Below are 18,564 nucleotides of genomic sequence, written 5' to 3'. Positions count from 1 at the left end.
GGCAGGATAAAAGCCGCAAGGTGCGGCCGGTCGGTTGTGCGAGAAAGCGTATCGATTTCAATGATCAACTAAACATTGCGGCGACTCGGAGAAAAGTTCAGCTTTCCCCAAGGCGCTGTTCTTACACGGTTTTCGATGCCTTGCGGCGGCCGGAATGACGCGCGACGATGATCTTCGGATCCGTCCCGGCCGTATCCGTTCCACGCGCGCGCCCCGGACAAAGCTGTTTCTGGCGCAGGTACTCACAGCCGCTCAGAAGGCCGGCGGCCTCTCGCGAGGTAAGGATGGCCACGGCCGTAAGTTTGGACGCGGCCGCGCCGCGAGCATCGCTGCGGCACGGCTCCTCAACGCCCGCGGCCGCGGCGCTATCGTCAAGGCGCGGGTGGTACGGCGGATGCGTTCGCCGGGCGCGTTGCGCGGCCATATCGGTTACCTGCAGCGCGACGGAGTCACTCGCGACGGCGCTCCGGGCAAACTATTCGACGCTGCGGGGGATGATGCGGACGGTCGCGCGTTCGTCACGCGTTGCGAGGGTGACCGCCATCATTTTAGGTTCATCGTCTCGCCTGATGATGCTGGTGAACTTGCCAGCCTGCGTAGCTTCACTCGGGAGCTGATGGACCAAGCCTCGCGCGACCTTGGCGCACGGCTTGACTGGGTCGCGGTCGACCATTGGAATACCGAGCATCCGCACATTCACATCCTCGTGCGGGGCCGTACCAATGACGGTGCCGACCTCGTCATCAGTCGCGATTATATCGCTATGGGCTTGCGCGCCCGCGCCAGCGACCTTGTCACGCGCGAACTCGGCCCTCGTTCGGAGCTCGAGATCCGCCAGAGCCTTGAGGCGGACACGACAGCCGAACGCTGGACCAGGCTCGATCGGACGCTTGCCCGGGAAGCGGGGACGGCGGACGGCGTTATCGATTTTAGGTTCGAGCGGGATGCCGGGCGCGATCCATTGCGGGAAATTCGGATCGGGCGGATGCGGACGCTCGAGCGGCTCGGCTTGGCGGAACCTGCTGGCCCCGCGGTCTGGGTTCTGGCCGCCGATGCGGAGGCGAGGTTGCGAGAGCTGGGTGAGCGCGGTGACATCATCAAGCGGCTGCACAAAACCCTCACGCGGGACGGCGCCAGCCGCACCCCCGCATCCTGGGCACTGGAGGGCGAAACTCATGGCGAACCGATCGTTGGCCGTCTCATCGCGCGCGGGCTTGATGACGAGCTGAAGGGCACAGCCTTTGCCATTGTCGATGGGATTGACGGGCGCGTGCATCACGTGAAGCTTCCTGACGTCGAGGCGGCCGGCGATGGGCCGATCGGCGGGATTGTGGAACTGCGCCGGTTTGCGGACGTTCGTGGTCGAACACGGATTGCGCTCGCGGTTCGCTCGGAGCTCGTTCTGGACCACCAGGTCGCGGCGGATGGAGCAACGTGGCTAGACCGGCAGCTCGTTGCGCGAGATCCTGCCGAGCTCTCGCGCAATGCGTTTGGCGCGGAGGTTCGTGCAGCACTTGAACGGCGCATCGACGTTTTGGCCGACCAAGGGCTCGCCCAGCGCGATGGCAACAAGGTCCGGCTAAGCCGCAACCTGATCGAAACCCTCCGCGACCGCGAACTCGATGTCGTCACACGACGGCTCATGGAGGAAACGGGGCTTCCGCACCTGTCATCTGATGTAGGTGAGCAGATTTCGGGGGTTTATCGTCGACGCCTCTCACTGGCCTCCGGGCGCTTCGGGATGATCGACAACGGCCTCGGCTTTCAGCTTGTGCCCTGGTCGCCTTCGCTCGAGCGGGAGTTGGGAAAGCAGGTCAGCGGCATCGCCGGTCCAGGCAGCGTGGACTGGGACTTCGGGCGCAAGCGCGGCCTATCGCTCTGACCTGAGGCGATGGCGCTGCACTACGCCGAATTGCACGGCAGGGAAGACTTGGTTGCCTCGCGCGACAGGTCGAGGCGGAAAATGGGAGAGGAGCGATAGTGAGCAGCGAATAGCGAATGGAGGGTCCACCGTTCTGAAACGATCTCTTCATCGCCTCCGGGTTCCCTCGACCTTGGTGGCGCTCGATCATCGACTGGACGCAGCTGTGTGGAAAAATGCGCCGTTCACCTTTAGGTCGCTGAGACTCTCAACGGCTAAATCGGACAGCAGAACCCTTCGAATCTAGATGGCCATCCCCTGTAGCGGAAACGGCATGGGACCTTCGATCTTCAAGTGATCGGAAGGTGTCTGGCTGTGGCGTGATGGCGGTGACGATACTTCCGTGCGTGCTGGTCTCGGATGCTGATGGTCAGATGCTCCGCAGAAGACTCCGGCGCTTCGCGCACCGACTTTCCGACCGGCAGAGTCCAGTTTGCTGGACCAGTTGTGGGCGTGTCATCGAGCGGGCGAATAACGATTTAACCTGCTCGAATTTTGTCTGGAGGCATTCGCGCGAGGTTATCCGCGCAGGCAGGCCCGCGAGCAATCGGACAGCTCCGGGCCGGCAAGCCGGCTTTGATAGCGGATAGCCGAAGTGCAACCCGAATCGCGCAATGAAGATTTGGCGAACGCCAGTTCGCCTGTCCCAGTTTCCAGAGAGACCGCAACAGCTGACGTACAACATCCAAGCATCTGGCTGACCAAGGGCATCAACAGGCGACCGGCTGGAGGGGACTCGCTCGACACGATGTGCGGGAGTATCTAGATGACCGTCGGCCCGGCAGTGTCGTCCCATTGTCAAACGCCATCCGGAACTGCCCCCTTTGCGTCATGAAGAACTGCCCCCACCATCGCGATTATGATCTCGGTTGAAGGTTGTTTCCGCCGGTGGCGGGCCGGAGGGAGGCGGAGCCGACCGGAGGGCCGTCACCGGCGGTCAGCGTCTTGATGAGGCCGCTCTTGCGCTTGGCGCGGAGCCGATAGCTGTCGCCTCGGATCGTCAGCACGTGGCTGTGGTGCAGGAGCCGGTCGAGGATCGCGGTGGCGACCACGGGATCGGCGAACACTGTGCCCCATTCGGCAACGCTGCGGTTCGACGTGATCAGCATGGCGCCGGTTTCGTAGCGCCGGCTGACCAGTTGGAAGAACAGATGCGCCGCGTCAGGTTCAAGCGGCAAGTAGCCGAGTTCGTCGACGATGAGCAGCTTTGGCTTCGACAGCGCGAGCAGTTTCTCGTCCAGGCGTCGCTCGCCGTGCGCCTTGGCAAGGCCTGCGACCAGCGTCGTCGCAGTGGTGAACTGCACGGTGTATCCGGCCAGGATCGCCTCTCGCCCGAGAGCGATCGACAAGTGCGTCTTACCTACGCCTGGCGGGCCGAGCAGCAGCACGTTCTCTCCGTTGGCTATCCAACGTGATGCGGCCAGGTCGCGGATTTGCTTTGGGTCGATCGATGGCTGCGCTTCGAAGTCGAAGCCCGCAAGCTCCTTCACGGCCGGGAAGTGTGCGAGCTTCAGCGCCATCTCGATGCGGCGATGATCCTTGCGCGCGATCTCGCGCTCGCACAGCAGGATCAGCGTCTCACGCGCCGACAGGTTCGCGCGCGCCGCCTCGTCGAGCAGGCTGTCGAGCTGGTCGCGAATGCCGGAGAGCTGCAATCGCGCCAGCATGGCGTCTAGCGGATCGGTTGTTGCTTCAATTACGTTCTTTGCCCGTGCCATCAGAAGCTCCCTCCAATCACGGCTTCGTATTCGGCAAGAGGACGCAACAACGAGGGCGGTGGAGACGATCCCGGTACCGTCGCCGCAGCAATCTCCGGCCGGCGGACCGCGCCGTTGCGACCAGCAACACCATCGAGATGGGCAAAGTCGATGATCCGCAGCCGGCGACCCTCCGATAGCTTGTGCACTGCTACCTGGTGCAATCCATGGCGGATCCGCACTTCGCCGGCCGCGATCGTTACCGCCACGCGCTCGCCAATCAGGCGCCACGGTACCGAGTAGCTGTTCGTGTCGATCTCGACGGCGCAATCATTGCCGACGACGCGGGTCAGTTCACGCAAGGATCCGAACGAAGGCTGCCCGCCGAGCGGCTTCAACCGATGTATCTCGTCGCGCGCGAAGCGGATGATCGGCGCCTCTCCGGTCGTGCCATGGATACGAACGTTTGCAACCTCACGCTCCCACCTGTCGAGATGCGCCTCGAATGCTTCCCAGCTTGGGAAGGAATGACCGGCGATTGCGTTCTTCTTCACGTAGCCGACGCCGTTCTCGGTCTTGCCTTTCGTGCGCGCCCGATATGGTGCGCAGGCGCGAGGACGGAAGCCCCAATGTTTTGCGAAGGCGATCAGCTTGTCATTGAACTGAACCGATCGGCTCACCGCGTCGTGGCGCACCACAAGCGCCCGTGGATTGTCCATCAGCACTTCCTCGGGCACACCGCCGAGGGTCGTGAATGTGCTCTCGAGCCCGGCAAACCAATGCTCCTGTCTCTCGGCCCGGAACGCACGCACATGAAGCCGTCGCGAGTGGCCGAGCGTTGCCACGAACACGAATGCCTTGCCTTTCGCTCCTCCGATCTCGACCAGCGCTCCCCAAAGTCGATCTGCAGCTGTCGGCCCGGCGGCGTCTCAAACCGCGTCGTCGCCAGAGCCTCCGCCTTCAGCGCCTGACGATAGGGCTGCACGGCGCGTTGCAGCGTCCGCCGGCTGACTGTCACGCCTTTCTCGGCCAACAGGTCCTGGCGCACCACGTCGGCATTGCCGCGATGCCGAACGAGCCTCTCGCGCAGCCAACCCTCAAGGCCGTCGAGACGCTTCGGCCGCTCAGGCGACTTGAACGCCTTCACCCCGCCCGCCACCACGTAGCCCTTCACCGTGTGATGGCTGCAGCCCAGCTGTCGCGCAATCCGCTTCAGACCCCACCCGCACGCCCTCAGGCGCAACATCTCCGCCACGTCATCCGGCGTCTTCATCACCTGCCCCCGTGGATCAATCCACGACGAGCCTTCAGTGATTCGTTCCTGCTTCATTCACTCTCTCCCCAGCTATCCGAGGAGGGGGCAATTCCTCGTGACGCTGAGGGGCGCATTGCCTCACTAAAAATGTTACCGGACAACTTCCCTGTCGCGCCTGGGGCGGAGCTGCCGAATCAGTTCGGTGGCGGCTATGGCAGGGAAGATCAGCATGCGCGCAAAGCGCGAGATCACATCAGCGCTGGCCGAGCGTTATCGGGCGGGCGGGCGGCTCGAGAAGGGACGGATCCTAGACGAGCTTTGCGCCGTCACGGGATGGCATCGCAAGCACGCGATCCGAGCACTGTCAGTGGACGGGGCATCGGGATCGGCCGTGCCGCGGCGGCGAGGCCGGACCTACGGTGTTTCCATTCGCGTTGCACTGATTGTGCTATGGGACGCCTCTGACCGGCTCTGCAGTAAGCGGCTCGTGGCAATGATCCCGTTCTTGCTCCCGGCGCTTGAACGGCACGGCAGATTGAAGCTTTCTGCCGATGAGCGGTCGCTGGTTTTGAAGGTGAGCGCGGCGACGATCGACCGCCTGCTGAGCGACGTAAAAATCGCAGCAGCCGGAGGACGCCGACGGCGGGCGGGCTTTTCCAGTGCCGTACGGCGGCAGGTCCCGGTGCGCACATTCAATGACTGGGGATCACCTCCGCCGGGGTACTGCGAAGCGGATCTGGTTGCGCACGGCGGCATGTCCGTATCCGGCGCGTTCATTCAGACGCTAACAATGGTGGATATCGCAACGGGGTGGACCGAATGCTTTCCGCTCGTCGTGCGTGAAGCAGCTCTTGTGGTCAAGGCTCTCGAGCGCGCGCAGAACCTATTTCCCTGGCCCGTTCGCGGGCTCGATTTTGACAACGACAGCGCCTTCATGAACGACACGGTCGTGTCGTGGTGCCGCTCTCACGACGTTGAAGTCACTCGTTCCAGGGCCTACAAGAAGAACGATCAGGCATTCGTTGAACAAAAGAACGGAGCTATCGTTCGCCGCCTGGTGGGCTACGGGCGGTTTGAAGGCCTTGATGCCGCTCGCTCATTAGCTCGCCTGTTTGCGGCGGCACGGCTGCACATCAATTTCTTCCAGCCATCGTTTAAGCTGAAGGAGAAGCACCGCGAAGGTGCCAAGGTGATCAAACGCTATCTTCCTCCCGCTACGCCGTACGAAAGAGCATTGGTCCACCCGAGTCTCAATGATGCATTTAAACGTAGGCTGCGGGAGATTTACCGCATGCTTGATCCGGTGGTATTGCTGGCACAGATGCGGGACGCTCAAAATGAGCTGGGCAAGCGCGTTGATCAGCGGGCTGGAAAGCCAGCGATGACTATCGCGCCGGTGCAAAGCGACTTGGCGGCCTTTGCCCGAGAGCTCGGCGATGGTTGGAAAGAGGGTGAGCAGCGGGGCATTCATCGGCGCCGTTATGTGCGGCGCAAGCCTGTGCCACGTCGGCCATCGATGCTCGATCCCTACATTCCCATCATCGAGGGATGGCTCGCCGCGGCTCCGCACTTGTCCGCGGTCGATCTTCTCTCCCGGCTCGAAGCGCATGCGCCCGGTCGGTTCAGCGGCCATCAGCGGCGTACGGTGCAGCGATTGGTGAAGAATTGGCGATCAAATGCCGCTCGACAACTCATCAGCAGCACAGAAATCACACTATCGGTTCAACCTTCGTGTCTTAGTATCTAATCCCGACAGGTTCTTTCGCCGAATCACCGCAAGCCGCTCGCTCGCTACGGCGCTCTGGAGGGCGCGCTTCGCGAGCGGCTTGCTCGGACTCGCGGCAGCTGATTCGGGAGACACTAGGGTGCGTTTCGGTAACATTGTCATCTGAGGCAATATGAGGGGGCAGTTTTCCATGGCGCGCGACACCCATCGGAAATAAGCTCCTGCCGGGGACGCTCCCGCATGATTCTTGTACTCCGCGACCCTGCCTCCCGCCGATTTAATCCGGGACGCCCGCCTCATCGATAACGCGTTGTGGCACGCCGCACCTCGCTTGATCGCGCGCACTTACGGAGAGCTTAGGCCAGACGCGAGCTAGCCTTCCGGACATCTATATCTCGCTTCGCGAAGGCCGGCCGGTTCGCCTAGAGCGGCAGCACGGTACGAGTTGATTGTCTCATCATCCAAGCGCCTATCACGCGAAGCTGCTTGGGACGGTGCTTTGAGGCGGCCTGTTCCACGCGAGGGATCTTTTTGGGCCCAAACGCGGCTTGCCAATCTGACCCGCCGATCCGTTCGCCAGGGCGCGCGCGACTACGAGAAGCATAAGCCTCTGATTGTAGCCAACAGGTCGATCGTGTCGATATCGGCAAGCCATGTCTGCGACAAAAATCATCTGGCATCAGGTGATCCTGGTTTGCCTAATCGCGTTCACCTTCGTGTGGGCCGCGACCGAATGGACTGCTTGTCAGCTTGCGTTCCAGCCGCAGCTTGGACCGGCCTGGTTCAGATTAGGCACCTGGCCCGTCTACCAGCCGTTTGCCTTCTTCATCTGGTGGTTTGAATTCGACGCTTACGCGCCCACGATATTCCTCCAGGGGGGCGCCATTGCCGGGAGCGGTGGGATCGCGGCAGTCGCCGCAGCAATGGTGCTTTCGGTCTTGCGCGCGCATGAGGCTCGCGATGTCACGACTTACGGATCAGCGCGTTGGGCCGATACGCGCGAAGTCAAACGGGCGGGGTTGCTAGGCAACGATGGCCTTGTGCTCGGGCGTTTCCATGGTCGATATCTTCGCCATGATGGGCCTGAGCACGTGCTCTGCTTTGCGCCTACCCGTTCGGGCAAGGGAGTCGGCCTTGTGGTTCCGACGCTTTTGACCTGGCCGCGTTCGGTGATCGTCCACGATATCAAGGGCGAGAATTTCCAGTTGACCTCGGGGTGGCGCGCGCACCTTGGAGATGTACTCTTGTTCGACCCGACCAACGCAGCAAGCGCGGCCTACAATCCCCTTCTTGAGATTCGCCGTGGTGATTGCGAAGTACGAGACGCGCAAAATGTCGCGGATATCCTGGTCGATCCCGAAGGGGCGCTCGAGCGGCGCAATCATTGGGAAAAAACCAGCCATTCTCTGCTCGTCGGCGCTATCCTGCATGTCCTCTACGCTGAAGCTGACAAGACACTTGCCGGGGTTGCCAGATTCCTTTCGGACCCGTGCCGCCCGATCGAGGCCACGCTGAATGCGATGCTTGCGACTCCCCATCTTGGTGATCGCGTTCATCCCGTCGTCGCTTCAGCTGCGCGAGAGCTGCTCAACAAGAGCGAAAACGAGCGGTCGGGCGTGCTGTCGACCACAATGAGCTTCTTGGGCCTTTATCGCGATCCGGTCGTCGCTAAGGTCACCGCGCGGAGCGATTGGCGCATTCGCGATCTCGTCGACAGACAGCAGCCCGTTTCACTCTATCTCGTCGTGCCGCCATCCGACATCGTCCGCACAAAACCCCTGATGCGGCTCATCCTCAACCAGATCGGACGGCGCCTGACCGAGAGCCTGGATCCCGACCGGCGCCGTCAAAAGCTCCTCCTGATGCTCGATGAGTTTGCAGCCCTTGGCCGCCTCGATTTTTTCGAGAGCCAGCTTGCCTTCATGGCGGGCTATGGCATTCGCAGTTTCCTGATCACTCAGAGCTTGAATCAGTTAGAACGCGCCTATGGGCCGAACCACGCGATTCTCGACAATTGTCACATCCGGATCGCCTTCTCCACAAATGACGAGCGCACCGCTAAGCGCGTCTCGGATGCGCTGGGGACCGCAACCGAACTGCGCGCCATGAAAAACTATGCCGGGCATCGCTTAAGTCCCTGGCTTGGACACTTGATGGTGAGCCGCCAAGAGACGTCCCGTCCGCTCCTGACGCCCGGCGAAGTCATGCAGCTCTCATCGAAAGAGGCGATTGTGATGGTGTCGGGCCTCCATCCGCTGCGTGCCACTAAGGTTCGTTACTATGAGGACCCGCAATTTCAGAAGCGAATCGTCAAGCCCGCTGAAACAGGAACAATTCTCTTGTCCTCGCGCCCAGATGAAGACTGGTCAGGGAACCCAACCCCTGCGCCCTCGACCGAACTGCTTGCGCCTCGGCAGCGAAAGCGTGGCGATCTGAATGGAGGGCTGCGGCGCGAGCCAGAATTGCCGCAGCACGAGGAGATCGAAATCAAGGCACCGCTCGCGGAACATGAGTTCGATGCTGGTCCCGATGAGCCCGACGCAGATGCTGTCCAGGCACAAGCGCTTAGCCGCGCAATGCACGGATTAGCGCGCGCGACCAGCCTCGACCCTGACGATGGCATGGACCTCTGAGTTGGCAAATCGGTGAAAAAGATTCAGCTCAGTGTCTACCTTGATCCGGAGACATTCAGAACCCTTGATGTCTTCGCGGAGCGTCGTGGCCAACCCAAGTCGCTGGTCGCAGAGGCCGCGATCACGTCATTTCTTTCGCCTGACGATTCCGACCGACGCGAGGCGGCTATTGCCAAGCGGCTGGATCGGACCGCACGGCTGCTCGAGCGTCTCGAACGCAATGGCAACATCACGCTCGAGACGCTCGCCCTGTTCATTCGCTTCTGGTTGACATCGGTGCCGGCATTACCAGAACAATCCAGTCCAGCCGCTCGCGCCAAAGGCGCCGAACGTTATGATCGATTCGTTGAAGCGCTTGGCCGAAGGCTTTCCAGCGGATCAACCGTTCTGAAAGAGGTGAGCTTCGATTCGAACCCCGCAATTCCAGAGTAATTCAACAACCGACGAGCGGGCGGGCGATGCAGGACTACAAGGGAATTTGCGAGGGTTGCTCGCGCCGAGTACATTTCGGCCGCAAACAACGATAGAGCCAAATCGAACGGAGCGAGCGCGTTAGATTGGTACCGACGGCAGATATCTGAGGGTAGCAGGCCGCATGACATGAATGCTGAAATCTGAAGCGAGTTGAGACTTGTCCGGTCTCCATCGAGCTGCCGCTCACTGGAGTAACGCTGCTTGCTTGAGCAAGCGGAAGCCTTCCAGAGTTTCAAGGTCTTCTGAATAGTTGGCCTACCAGTTTTAGCGAATTGCATCGCAGGTCCTCTGTGTTAGCAATCCACGTTGTAAGGTCTTACTATGCGAACATCCTGTCGAAAAATGCGAGAACTTGCACTGCCGCACACTTCAGCAAACTGGTGCGACGTTATCCGTTTACGTCAGATTGCGATCGGGCAACGCCTGAGATCGTCTGCAACATGTTTCCACAATTCCAAAGGAACGGAACTAAATCGTCCCCTTTCGATGGAAGGGACAGCTGCGCCACGAGAAGCCTATTGGCTTGGAGCAACCAAATCCAATCTGATCCGCTCTCTCGCCTCACGACAAGACGGCGTTACACAAGCAGAGTTGCGCAAGGCCACGGGATGGAAGCTTGTCCCGATGCCCCTGATCGCCAAGCGGTGCAAGATGAAGCTCTGTGAGGATGCTTGGCCATCGTCGCCATCCGGGGGAATTGGGCCTCATTCAAACGGGATTACCAAACGTGAGAAGGGCAACCTCACTCGCAAGAATGGTAAGATCGCCAGCAAGAGCGGCCACTTCGCCACGTACTACATGATGGCGCATGATTCGACTACGGCAGTAGCCGACGCGACTACCGACACAGTAGGTAGAAAGCCTTATCCCTCAACGCAAAGCGATGCGGAAAACGCGTCATGAGCCAAAGTCCTGCAGGGCATTGTGCAGCTATCTGGACAGGGAGGCTTGGCGATTGCCGCTTTTCGCGCTGGCTATCCCGCTTCGAAGGAATGCGCGAAACTATTATAGCCCGTTTCGATGCCAATGCCGAAATCGCGAAACCCGGCTCGCTCGCGGAAACAACGCAGCAGAGCTTTGACGTCTTAAGCGTCAATTTCCCTAGACCCTATTTCAACGTCCACAGCGCGTTGCCTCTCGTGCGCAACCTAAACGCGATCGGCTTCACGGCTTCTTTGTCCGATCAGGTCGGAATTGCGGGAACATCGGCCGTATCCGCATCCAAGGCCGCACTGTGCAACTTGACGCGAGCGCTTGGCGACCAACTGATCCGCCGAAGCGTTCAGGTAAACGCCGAGAGCTCGTGCGTCATCGAAAGCCCGCTGTTTAGGAAGATCGGCATTTCCGAGGCCAGCGTGCAAGACCGCGGATCGGTCCTGCTCGAGCAGATAGCCGCGAAACACTTCGGCAAGCCACGCAAGATCGCGGCGCGTGAGCTTCCTCGCTTTCTGCGACGCATCCTACATCACCGGCATCGACGCGCCTGTCGATGGCAGACGCACAGCCCTGAATCCGACAAGCCTTGCCGATGTGCTCGAAGAGCCTCCCGTGACAGTCATCTGTCGTCCTCTACACCAGTCCAGTGCAGCGCTCGAATACTCACAATGAGAAGAAGAGAATGAGAAACATCGTCAAGGCAGCCGCCGTACAGATCAGCCCCATGTTGTACAGCCGAGAGGGGACAGTCGAGAAGATCACCAAAAAGATTCGCGAATTGGGCAAGAAGGGGGTGCGTTTCGCCACGTTCCCCGAGACCATCATTCCCTACTACCCGTATTTCTCGTTCGTCCAGCCGCCCTTCACGCTTGCCAAGGAGCATCAGAGGCTGCTTGAGCAATCCCTTACGGTACCCTCTGCGGAGACGCATGCGATCGGCGATGCCGCCAAGGACGCCCAAATGGTCGTTTCCGTCGGCGCCAATGAGCGGGACGGAGGATCAATCTACAACACTCAACTCCTGTTCGATGCGGACGGCACGCTGATCCAGCGTCGCCGCAAGATCACCCCTACTTATCATGAGCGGATGGTCTGGGGCCAGGGCGACGGTGCCGGCCTTCGCGCCGTAGACAGCGCGGTTGGCCGGATCGGCCAGCTTGTGTGCTGGGAACATTATCTCCCGCTGGCCAGATACGCCTTGATTGCCGATGGCGAGCAGATCCACTCCGCGATGTACCCCGGTTCGATCTTCGGCCCCCTCTTCTCCCAGCAAACGGAAGTGAGCACCCGGCAGCATGCCCTTGAGTCGGCCTGCTTCGTCGTCAGCGCAACCGCATGGCTCAACGCCGACCAACAAGCCCAAATTGCCAACGACACGGGCGCTGCTATCGCTCCGATTTCGGGCGGTTGCTTCACCGCTATCGTTGCCCCCGATGGTCAATTGATAGGCGAGCCCCTGAACGAAGGTGAAGGAGATGTGATTGCAGATCTCGACTTCATCGAAATCGACGGGCGCAAGAGAGTGATGGATGCAAGCGGTCACTACAGTCGCCCTGAACTGATCAGCCTCCTGATCGACCGGACACCTTCTTCGCACGTCCATGAACGGATTATTCCCCCCAGGAGCGTGGCGACTACCGGCCTTCACCGCGAGGCCCGCGCTCTGACGCCGCTTGAGAGTTAATGGTCCTGCCCGCCAGGGCCGGAGGAGATTGGTGCATCCCGCTTCGACCCGAACGGCCGGAGATACAGGTAGAAGGAACTAGTTTGCAGCAGGGCCATGCGGGCCGCTCGCATGATCCAGACCGATTCTCTATTGGAGAAATGCCCAGCTGCGGAGCCTCGCCGAGGCCTTCAGCCTACAGCGCACCTCGTCACTGCAGCGGCAAGTACGCTTCAGGTGTTCGAACTGTTACGCTGACCGCCGCATCGCCCATCCTTGCAGCGCCCCGCCTCGAGATCTGGATGTTGCCTCAATGAGGATCCGCTCATATCGCAAAGGCCACATCGTCAGCTCGAGACGGCTCGTCACGGCAGGTCTTTCCGAGTGGCGTCCAACGGCGGGGGAGATCAGGTCCAGGCAATCCTCGCCGGGGAAGCTGGCGGCTGAAGGTGAACGCGGAGTCAAGCTACGGTGAGTTGTATGCAAGGGCATCCAGCATTCTGCGCAACACGAGCCCCATTCGGGGTAGGAATTCCATGGAGGACGATAAAACCAGATTACTTGCCGAGAAGGTGCCCACTCTTGCGCTCAACGATCCGGAGCCAGCCGCGCGGCTTGAGCGCTGGGCCAAAGAATACGCAAAATGGTGTCCTCGACCCAGCCTCCAGACGCGATGAAGATTCATAACTGCCGCCGCACGGTGCTCCAGGAGGCGCCGGCACGCTCTCAGTAAACAACCGCAGTTTCAGGGCGCAGTATCCAGCCCTATGCTGGCCGGATGGAGCAAAGAGTACTTTTCAGGTGCCCACGCCGGGCATGAACGTGCAGCACCTGCTGACGGCACTGGAGCAGATCGGTCCCGACACTCATCTGCCGGTCGTTTGTCTGGCATGCTCCTCGGTCCATTTCGTGAATGCCTACACCGGCAAGCTGCTCGGCGGCCGCAGTGCTTCCGAAGTGCGGTGAGGGCGGTCGACTGGTGAGATCCGGGTGCTCACTCCGGCTTGGGTGCGCATCCTTTCCCGATGTAGTTCGTGTACCGTCCCTGGAAAATCCAGCGCCCTGGAGCGGTGATGTTTGCTGCCGCTGCCGGCGGTCTTCGTCAAGCCTCGCCGGCATCGGAGATGGCGCTCACGGCTGGCACGGTGCGGGGCAGCGGTAGCGTGCGTTGAAGATTGCGCCTGGCCGACGAAGGCTTGCCGAGCTTGGCATCGTATTTCGCGGCCAGCACCAGAAGCCGCTTTCGCGTGAACGGGTCGGCCTTACCGGCCAGATCGCGGGCCCGCTATGCAAAGCTGTAGAACTCAACATCCATGGTGTGCCCCAACTCAACGCTACCAGGATGCACTTAAGTACATCGGCGGCTCCGACGTCAAGGCGGGCGAGCAGTGGCCTTGCGCGGAATGTGCTGCGAGGTGCCTGTAACAGCCGATCTGGCGCGAGTAAGCTCGCTGTCGGCAGGGACAATTCACATGGCAGTCCTCCATCAGATCCGGAAGCAATGCCCGGCGTGCGGAGGGAGCGATGGATCTCCTGGCTGGCGAGGACGGGCACAACGAGCGCTACGTCTGCCGCCATAGCGAGGGGGACCCGCTACGCGATTCAGCCGCCTGCCAGTGCGGCCGACCCTTCCCCTAAGGCCCCGAGAAGTGAGTGGTCGCACCGGGCCAGCAGATACGTTTCAACGGCCGTGAGCTGGGCTGGACGCGCGGCACGCGAACGGTTGTAAGTCCTATCGCACGCTGGTGATGCATGCCGGAAACCGGTGAGGCGCAGGTGTATTTTGGTCGCGCGCATGAGCTGGTGCGCTTCTTATGAGGCGCATCACCCCATAGGGAACAACGCCGGTGCGTCCGCGGGGGTCGTTCGCGACGTCGGGGGCGCGAGGGCGCTGTCTAGATTGCGCCTGCGCCTCTTTTTTTGGATCGGTGACTTTTTCGATTTCAAGTAAGGGTGCACGCACCGTCCGCGAAATCGCTCGTCTGTCGGCGACCTGACTGTCTAGAGGGACAAGAGGCTACGAGACGTCTGGCGCTGGTCTTTGAGAGTCCGCCGTTTCTTTCTTTCGGTACGCCAGACTGCGACCAGAATGTCCCCGCGGTTGAAGCGGCATGCGGTCTCGACGCTTTTGTCGTGCGTCATCGCAGCGCGATTCATCCGTTTCGACCGAACATACAAACCACGCGCGTGCAAGCGCGGGCGGTGTGCAGTCGCAGAGAGAAGGAAGCTGGAGTATGCAGATTAGCGGCGAGCGCCGGGGAGAACCGACCTCAAGTCGGAATGAAGCTGAGGTAGACGCGCAGCCGAGTCCAAGCGAAGCTCAGCAGACCAGAAAGATAACGATTCAACTTTCTGAGTGCATTTTTCAGCGCCTCCAAGCCGCGACTGACCGCCCTGGTATGGGCAAGAGCGTCGCCATCGAGGCGGCTCTTGAGCGCTTCCTGGATCCGCCGCCGCCTATAGAGGGCCTTGTTTTCGAGGCGATCGAGCGAACGAATGAGCAGGTGCTCAGTCTGCGGACGGACATCGCGATGATCGCGGAAATATTGGCTCTCCATGTGCGATACCACCTCACGCTGACGCCGCCGATGCCGCCATCCAAGCAGGACGAGGCGTGCGTACTCGGGCTCGAGCGCTTCAAGGCGTTTGCCGAGCAGGTCGATCGTCGCGTACGGTTTGGCCGCCCCTTGCTGCAGGAGGCAATTGATCGCTCGGGAAATTCCAGCCGATCCGGGTCTGAAATGGGAGGCGGAGCGTCACGCGCCGTTCGACGAGCGCCAGCTGAAGAAGAACCCCACTGTGTGGCCGTCGTAGGTGAAAACTCAGAAGCGTGTGCTGTCGCCGAGGAGGGCGGCAGCAATATCAACTTTCGACAGCTGCCAACGCCTTGTGTTAAAGCCAGTGGCCGCGTTCCGAGCAACACGCGCAGCGATGCCGCTGGGCTGATATCAGGCGAGAAGCCGGTCAATCGGGGTTGGAGCTGGCGGATCATCTCTTGCGTGTTCCTTCCCTTTGCCGCGGGATATTATCTTTCCTACCTGTTTCGGATGATCAACACGCTCATTTGTGGCCGCCTCGCCTCTGAATTGGAGCTTGGTACGGCCGACTTGGGGCTGTTGGGCTCGATCTACTTTCTGGTCGTTACCGGCAGCCAGATTCCGATGGGCATGCTCTTGGATCGCTTCGGTCCGCGCCGAGTCCAGGGTGCGCTCTTGCTGCTGGCTGCCGCAGGCGCTGCGCTTTTCGGATTATCGAGTGGATTTCTGTCGCTTCTGGTTGCTCGCGCGATGATAGCATTTGGCACCGCAGCTTCCCTCATGTCTGGCCTGAAAACAGTCGTGCTCTGGTTTCCGAGAGAGCGCGTGGCGCTCATCAACGGCTGTATGATCATGCTGGGTGCACTGGGCGCGGTAACGGCAACCGCACCAGCCGAGGCATTGCTTAACTGGATAGGCTGGCGCGGTCTATTTGAGCTGCTTGCCGCATCCAGTGCCTCCGCGGCCGCTTCGATCTATTTTTTGGTTCCAGAGCATGAGGCAACTGCGAAGAGCCCTCCAGGGACGATCAGCCTGAAGACCGTCTATACGGATGGGCGGTTCTGGAGAATTGCGCCGATTTCTTCAACATGTATCGGGTCCGCGTGGGCCCTGCAGTCCTTGTGGGCAGCGTCCTGGCTGAACGATGTGGAAGGGTTGGATCGAACAAGCCTTGTCACACAATTGCTCGTCATGGCGATAGCCCTAAGCATTGGCGCATTGCTGCTCGGCGTGGTCGCCGATTCGCTGCGTCGGCATGGCAAGAACATTGAAACGTTGCTCGCAATCATAGCTGCTGTGTTCATTGCAGCCGAACTCGCGCTGATATTGCATCCGCCATTTCCGTCGCTACCGTCGTGGATCATTGTGGCGGTGGTCGGATCAGCAATCGTGCTCAGCTACGCGATCATCGGAGATTACTTTCCGGCCCAACTGATCGCGCGCGCGAACGGCGTGCTCAACGTTCTGCATTTCGGGTGGGCTTTCCTCGTCCAGTACGGGACGGGGTTAATTCTCGCGCAATGGCCGGTAAAGGACGGACACTACCCCTCAATCGCGTATCAGACGGCCTTCAGTATCAATGTTGTGCTGCAGCTGGTCGCCCTGGTCTGGTTCATCGCCCCTCGGCTCAAAGAGTTGATTTGGAAATCTGAGATCGCCGTCAAGCGCAAGTCGACGGGCCAAAGCAGGTCAGTTCACGTCATTATCCCGATCGCCGAAATGGTTATCCTGAAAACCGATCAAGATGTGGAGTGGTGAAGTCGGCCCTCTGCCTGACCCGCCTCGTCGGTCTACAGGCGCGTCAAGAACGTCCGGCCGACTGATTGCCTGAGAAGCTCCAAACAGCTGGTCGGATATGCGACATGCGTCGCAAGGTCGACAGGAAAGATACGAAAAATGCGTAATATCAATGAGCGCTGGCTGGCATGCGACTTGCTGTTGTTTTCCGCAGAGCCAGGTAAAGCGAATTTGAGCAATGACCAGTGTGACTGAGAGCGCAAGTCAAGTCGGTGCGGAGAATGTGCTGAGAGTCGGTTCGCCGGCTCCCTCCATCAAAGTTGAGGACTGGCTACGTGGCCAGCCCGTTACAACGTTCGAACCTGGGAAAGTATACATCATCGAGTTTTGGGCGACGTGGTGCGGACCATGTATCGCCTCGATGCAGAATTTGGTGATCCTGCAAAGCAAATACAGGAGCAGCGGAGTTGAGGTGGTGGGCATCGCGGCTCACGAACAAGCGTCGACGGCAGATGAAGCGCGAGCCAGCTTGGACGCTTGGTTGACGAAGAGCTTGCCGAATCTGAACTTCGCGATCGCATTCGACTACGCCGGCGAAATGAACAAGCTTTGGATGGATCCCAGCTTTTCTGTCGGGATTCCTTCGTCATTCGTGATCGATCGTGACGGCCGCTTCGCCTTTATCGGCCATCCGACGCAATTCGATAACGCGTTGCCCAAAGTTCTGAACGGCTCCTGGGCAGTGAGCGACGAAGCCCAAGCCCTGGATGCGGAGAGGATAACCAAGGGTCGACGCAGAAAGCGCGAACTATCGCAGAAGCGAGCGCTGGTGGAGCCGATCTTTGCCAGGCTTGAAGCCGCCATGAACAGTAAGGATTGGGCGGCAGCCCTTTCAGGGATTGAGGAGGCACTCGCTGCGATGCCGGACGATCTCACCTTTCGTGGGCTTCATGCGGAATTGTTGCTTCACAAGATACGCGACATGCGGGCCGGCCTGGCGGTATTGCGCCAATTGGTTCGCGATGCGATCGACAAGAAATCCGTGGTTTGGATGAGCGTGGCCATCCGCCAACTCTTCGACCCCGCGAAAGACTACTCCGGTTTCCCACATGCCGAGCGCTTTGCCATGGGCAAGGATCTCTCCGAACACATCCTGGCGGCGAATCCGCCCCAAGGCAGCGAGGGCGCGAAGTTTCTCTCGTACGGGGCGGTCGCTCGGTACTATTACGAGACCGGTAACAGGGATCGCGCGATCGAATTGGTCGAGGTGGCGCTGAAATGGCTGGATGCAGTGCCTGCCTCGGATGTAGCGAAACGGGATCTCGTGCAGTGCTCACTCCAGGCCTTGGCGAGCTACAGGAGTGAGAAGCTCTGTTACGAGGAGTGTTGTTCGACACCGCAAAACACAGCTCCCGAAAAGCCGCAACCGGGATCGCCAAGGGAGGCAGCGTGAGCAATGCTGCTGGCCATGTCTTCTCGGCCCTTGTGGTTTTGCGATCGACGTCGATGCCTTTGGGGATGTCGGGGCATTCACCTGAGGTGAGGATAGGATGATTGAGGGGTGAACGCAGGCGAGCCGCACCACCACAACTTCTTTACGGTGAATGTTTCTTCAACGTACGTCGCGATCCGGTGCGATAGCGGCGAGAATGCCTGTCCAGGTGAAGAGTGGTCGCGGGCTGCTAAAGGTGGCGTCTTATAAGATGCTGGTGGCATCTTCGAACAACCAAAAAAGATTGAAATGGGTGGTGACGTTGATGCATTCCAACTCTCAAGGAAGCTTTCTCAAGTTTTTATCGCTGGTTTCAGAAGGGATTCAGCACTTCGTTTCGCGTTGGCCACAAGCCCATTCGGGAGAGGCGGCAAACCCTGGCAACGGACGGGGTCGTTTAAAGCGGTCAGTGCCCTGTGCGCGCCGCGCTAAGGTAACACTGAGCGAAGCCGTGCCTTCATTGTCACCCCTCTTTGGTACCACGGCGCCGGGT

Annotated in this window: 11 protein-coding genes and 1 pseudogene; 9 read left to right on the top strand and 3 right to left on the bottom strand. The window is 60.2% G+C overall.

Features of this window, described 5'->3' with window-relative positions; all coding sequences use genetic code 11:
* Positions 1 to 154: 154 nt before the first annotated feature.
* Complete coding sequence (locus IVA92_RS13585; protein ID WP_247278027.1) at positions 155 to 1,882, top strand: DUF3363 domain-containing protein; 1,728 nt, start codon at positions 155 to 157, stop codon at positions 1,880 to 1,882.
* 896 nt (positions 1,883 to 2,778) lie between these two features.
* On the opposite strand, the gene istB is transcribed toward IVA92_RS13585, so the two are convergent.
* From istB to IVA92_RS36025, 3 genes and pseudogenes are all read right to left on the bottom strand, one after another.
* Complete coding sequence (gene istB, locus IVA92_RS13580; RefSeq protein WP_276017350.1) at positions 2,779 to 3,639, bottom strand: IS21-like element helper ATPase IstB; 861 nt, start codon at positions 3,637 to 3,639, stop codon at positions 2,779 to 2,781.
* Entirely contained in the window at positions 3,639 to 4,463 is an 825-nt protein-coding gene (gene istA / locus IVA92_RS13575; RefSeq protein ID WP_247278046.1) for an IS21 family transposase, read from the bottom strand. Before istA ends, istB begins: the two co-directional genes overlap by 1 nt.
* A 335-nt stretch (positions 4,464 to 4,798) precedes the next feature.
* Positions 4,799 to 4,864 (bottom strand): annotated as a pseudogene (locus tag IVA92_RS36025) (hypothetical protein); the annotation flags it as partial.
* Between the two features lie 220 nt (positions 4,865 to 5,084).
* Here IVA92_RS36025 and IVA92_RS13565 point away from each other — a divergent pair.
* The 8 genes from IVA92_RS13565 to IVA92_RS13530 all read left to right on the top strand — a co-directional run bounded on the left by IVA92_RS13565 (position 5,085) and on the right by IVA92_RS13530 (position 18,032).
* Positions 5,085 to 6,620, top strand: coding sequence for a DDE-type integrase/transposase/recombinase (locus tag IVA92_RS13565; protein WP_247278026.1), 1,536 nt, complete (start codon positions 5,085 to 5,087; stop codon positions 6,618 to 6,620).
* A 632-nt stretch (positions 6,621 to 7,252) separates the two neighbouring features.
* Positions 7,253 to 9,232 carry a conjugal transfer protein TraG gene (locus IVA92_RS13560; protein WP_247278025.1) on the top strand — a complete coding sequence of 660 codons (1,980 nt, stop codon included), beginning with the start codon at positions 7,253 to 7,255 and terminating at the stop codon, positions 9,230 to 9,232.
* Positions 9,233 to 9,244: 12 nt separating this feature from the next.
* A complete protein-coding gene (locus IVA92_RS13555) occupies positions 9,245 to 9,664 on the top strand; it encodes a CopG family transcriptional regulator (protein ID WP_247278024.1) in 420 nt (139 codons plus the stop codon).
* Between the two features lie 941 nt (positions 9,665 to 10,605).
* Positions 10,606 to 11,328: an SDR family oxidoreductase gene (locus IVA92_RS13550; protein ID WP_247278023.1), complete on the top strand. Its 723-nt coding sequence runs from the start codon at positions 10,606 to 10,608 to the stop codon at positions 11,326 to 11,328.
* Positions 11,325 to 12,326 carry a nitrilase-related carbon-nitrogen hydrolase gene (locus IVA92_RS13545; RefSeq protein WP_247278022.1) on the top strand — a complete coding sequence of 334 codons (1,002 nt, stop codon included), beginning with the start codon at positions 11,325 to 11,327 and terminating at the stop codon, positions 12,324 to 12,326. The genes IVA92_RS13550 and IVA92_RS13545 overlap by 4 nt, the downstream gene beginning before the upstream one ends.
* A gap of 795 nt (positions 12,327 to 13,121) precedes the next feature.
* Positions 13,122 to 13,271 (top strand): hypothetical protein, encoded by a 150-nt coding sequence (locus tag IVA92_RS13540; RefSeq protein ID WP_247278021.1) that lies wholly within the window; start codon positions 13,122 to 13,124, stop codon positions 13,269 to 13,271.
* 2,081 nt (positions 13,272 to 15,352) lie between these two features.
* Entirely contained in the window at positions 15,353 to 16,600 is a 1,248-nt protein-coding gene (locus IVA92_RS13535) for an MFS transporter (protein ID WP_247278045.1), read from the top strand.
* Between the two features lie 217 nt (positions 16,601 to 16,817).
* The gene (locus tag IVA92_RS13530; protein ID WP_247278020.1) at positions 16,818 to 18,032 is read left to right on the top strand and encodes a TlpA disulfide reductase family protein; all 1,215 of its coding nucleotides are present in this window, start codon (positions 16,818 to 16,820) and stop codon (positions 18,030 to 18,032) included.
* The last annotated feature ends 532 nt before the right edge of the window (positions 18,033 to 18,564 follow it).

The organism is Bradyrhizobium sp. 154 (assembly GCF_023073875.1).
In the GTDB taxonomy this organism is placed as follows: domain Bacteria; phylum Pseudomonadota; class Alphaproteobacteria; order Rhizobiales; family Xanthobacteraceae; genus Bradyrhizobium.
The sequence above is the reverse complement of the archived record's forward strand: the minus strand, read 5'-3'. Positions and strand labels throughout refer to the sequence as shown.

What these genes read in the sequence shown, in the direction of transcription:
- IVA92_RS13585 (WP_247278027.1), top strand. Translation starts at nt 155, where the DNA reads ATGACGCGCGACGATGATCTTCGGATCCGTCCCGGCCGTATCCGTTCC.
- istB (WP_276017350.1), bottom strand. Translation starts at nt 3,639, where the DNA reads ATGGCACGGGCAAAGAACGTAATTGAAGCAACAACCGATCCGCTAGAC.
- IVA92_RS13565 (WP_247278026.1), top strand. Translation starts at nt 5,085, where the DNA reads ATGGCAGGGAAGATCAGCATGCGCGCAAAGCGCGAGATCACATCAGCG.
- IVA92_RS13560 (WP_247278025.1), top strand. Translation starts at nt 7,253, where the DNA reads ATGTCTGCGACAAAAATCATCTGGCATCAGGTGATCCTGGTTTGCCTA.
- IVA92_RS13550 (WP_247278023.1), top strand. Translation starts at nt 10,606, where the DNA reads ATGAGCCAAAGTCCTGCAGGGCATTGTGCAGCTATCTGGACAGGGAGG.
- IVA92_RS13545 (WP_247278022.1), top strand. Translation starts at nt 11,325, where the DNA reads ATGAGAAACATCGTCAAGGCAGCCGCCGTACAGATCAGCCCCATGTTG.
- IVA92_RS13540 (WP_247278021.1), top strand. Translation starts at nt 13,122, where the DNA reads ATGAACGTGCAGCACCTGCTGACGGCACTGGAGCAGATCGGTCCCGAC.
- IVA92_RS13535 (WP_247278045.1), top strand. Translation starts at nt 15,353, where the DNA reads ATGATCAACACGCTCATTTGTGGCCGCCTCGCCTCTGAATTGGAGCTT.
- IVA92_RS13530 (WP_247278020.1), top strand. Translation starts at nt 16,818, where the DNA reads ATGACCAGTGTGACTGAGAGCGCAAGTCAAGTCGGTGCGGAGAATGTG.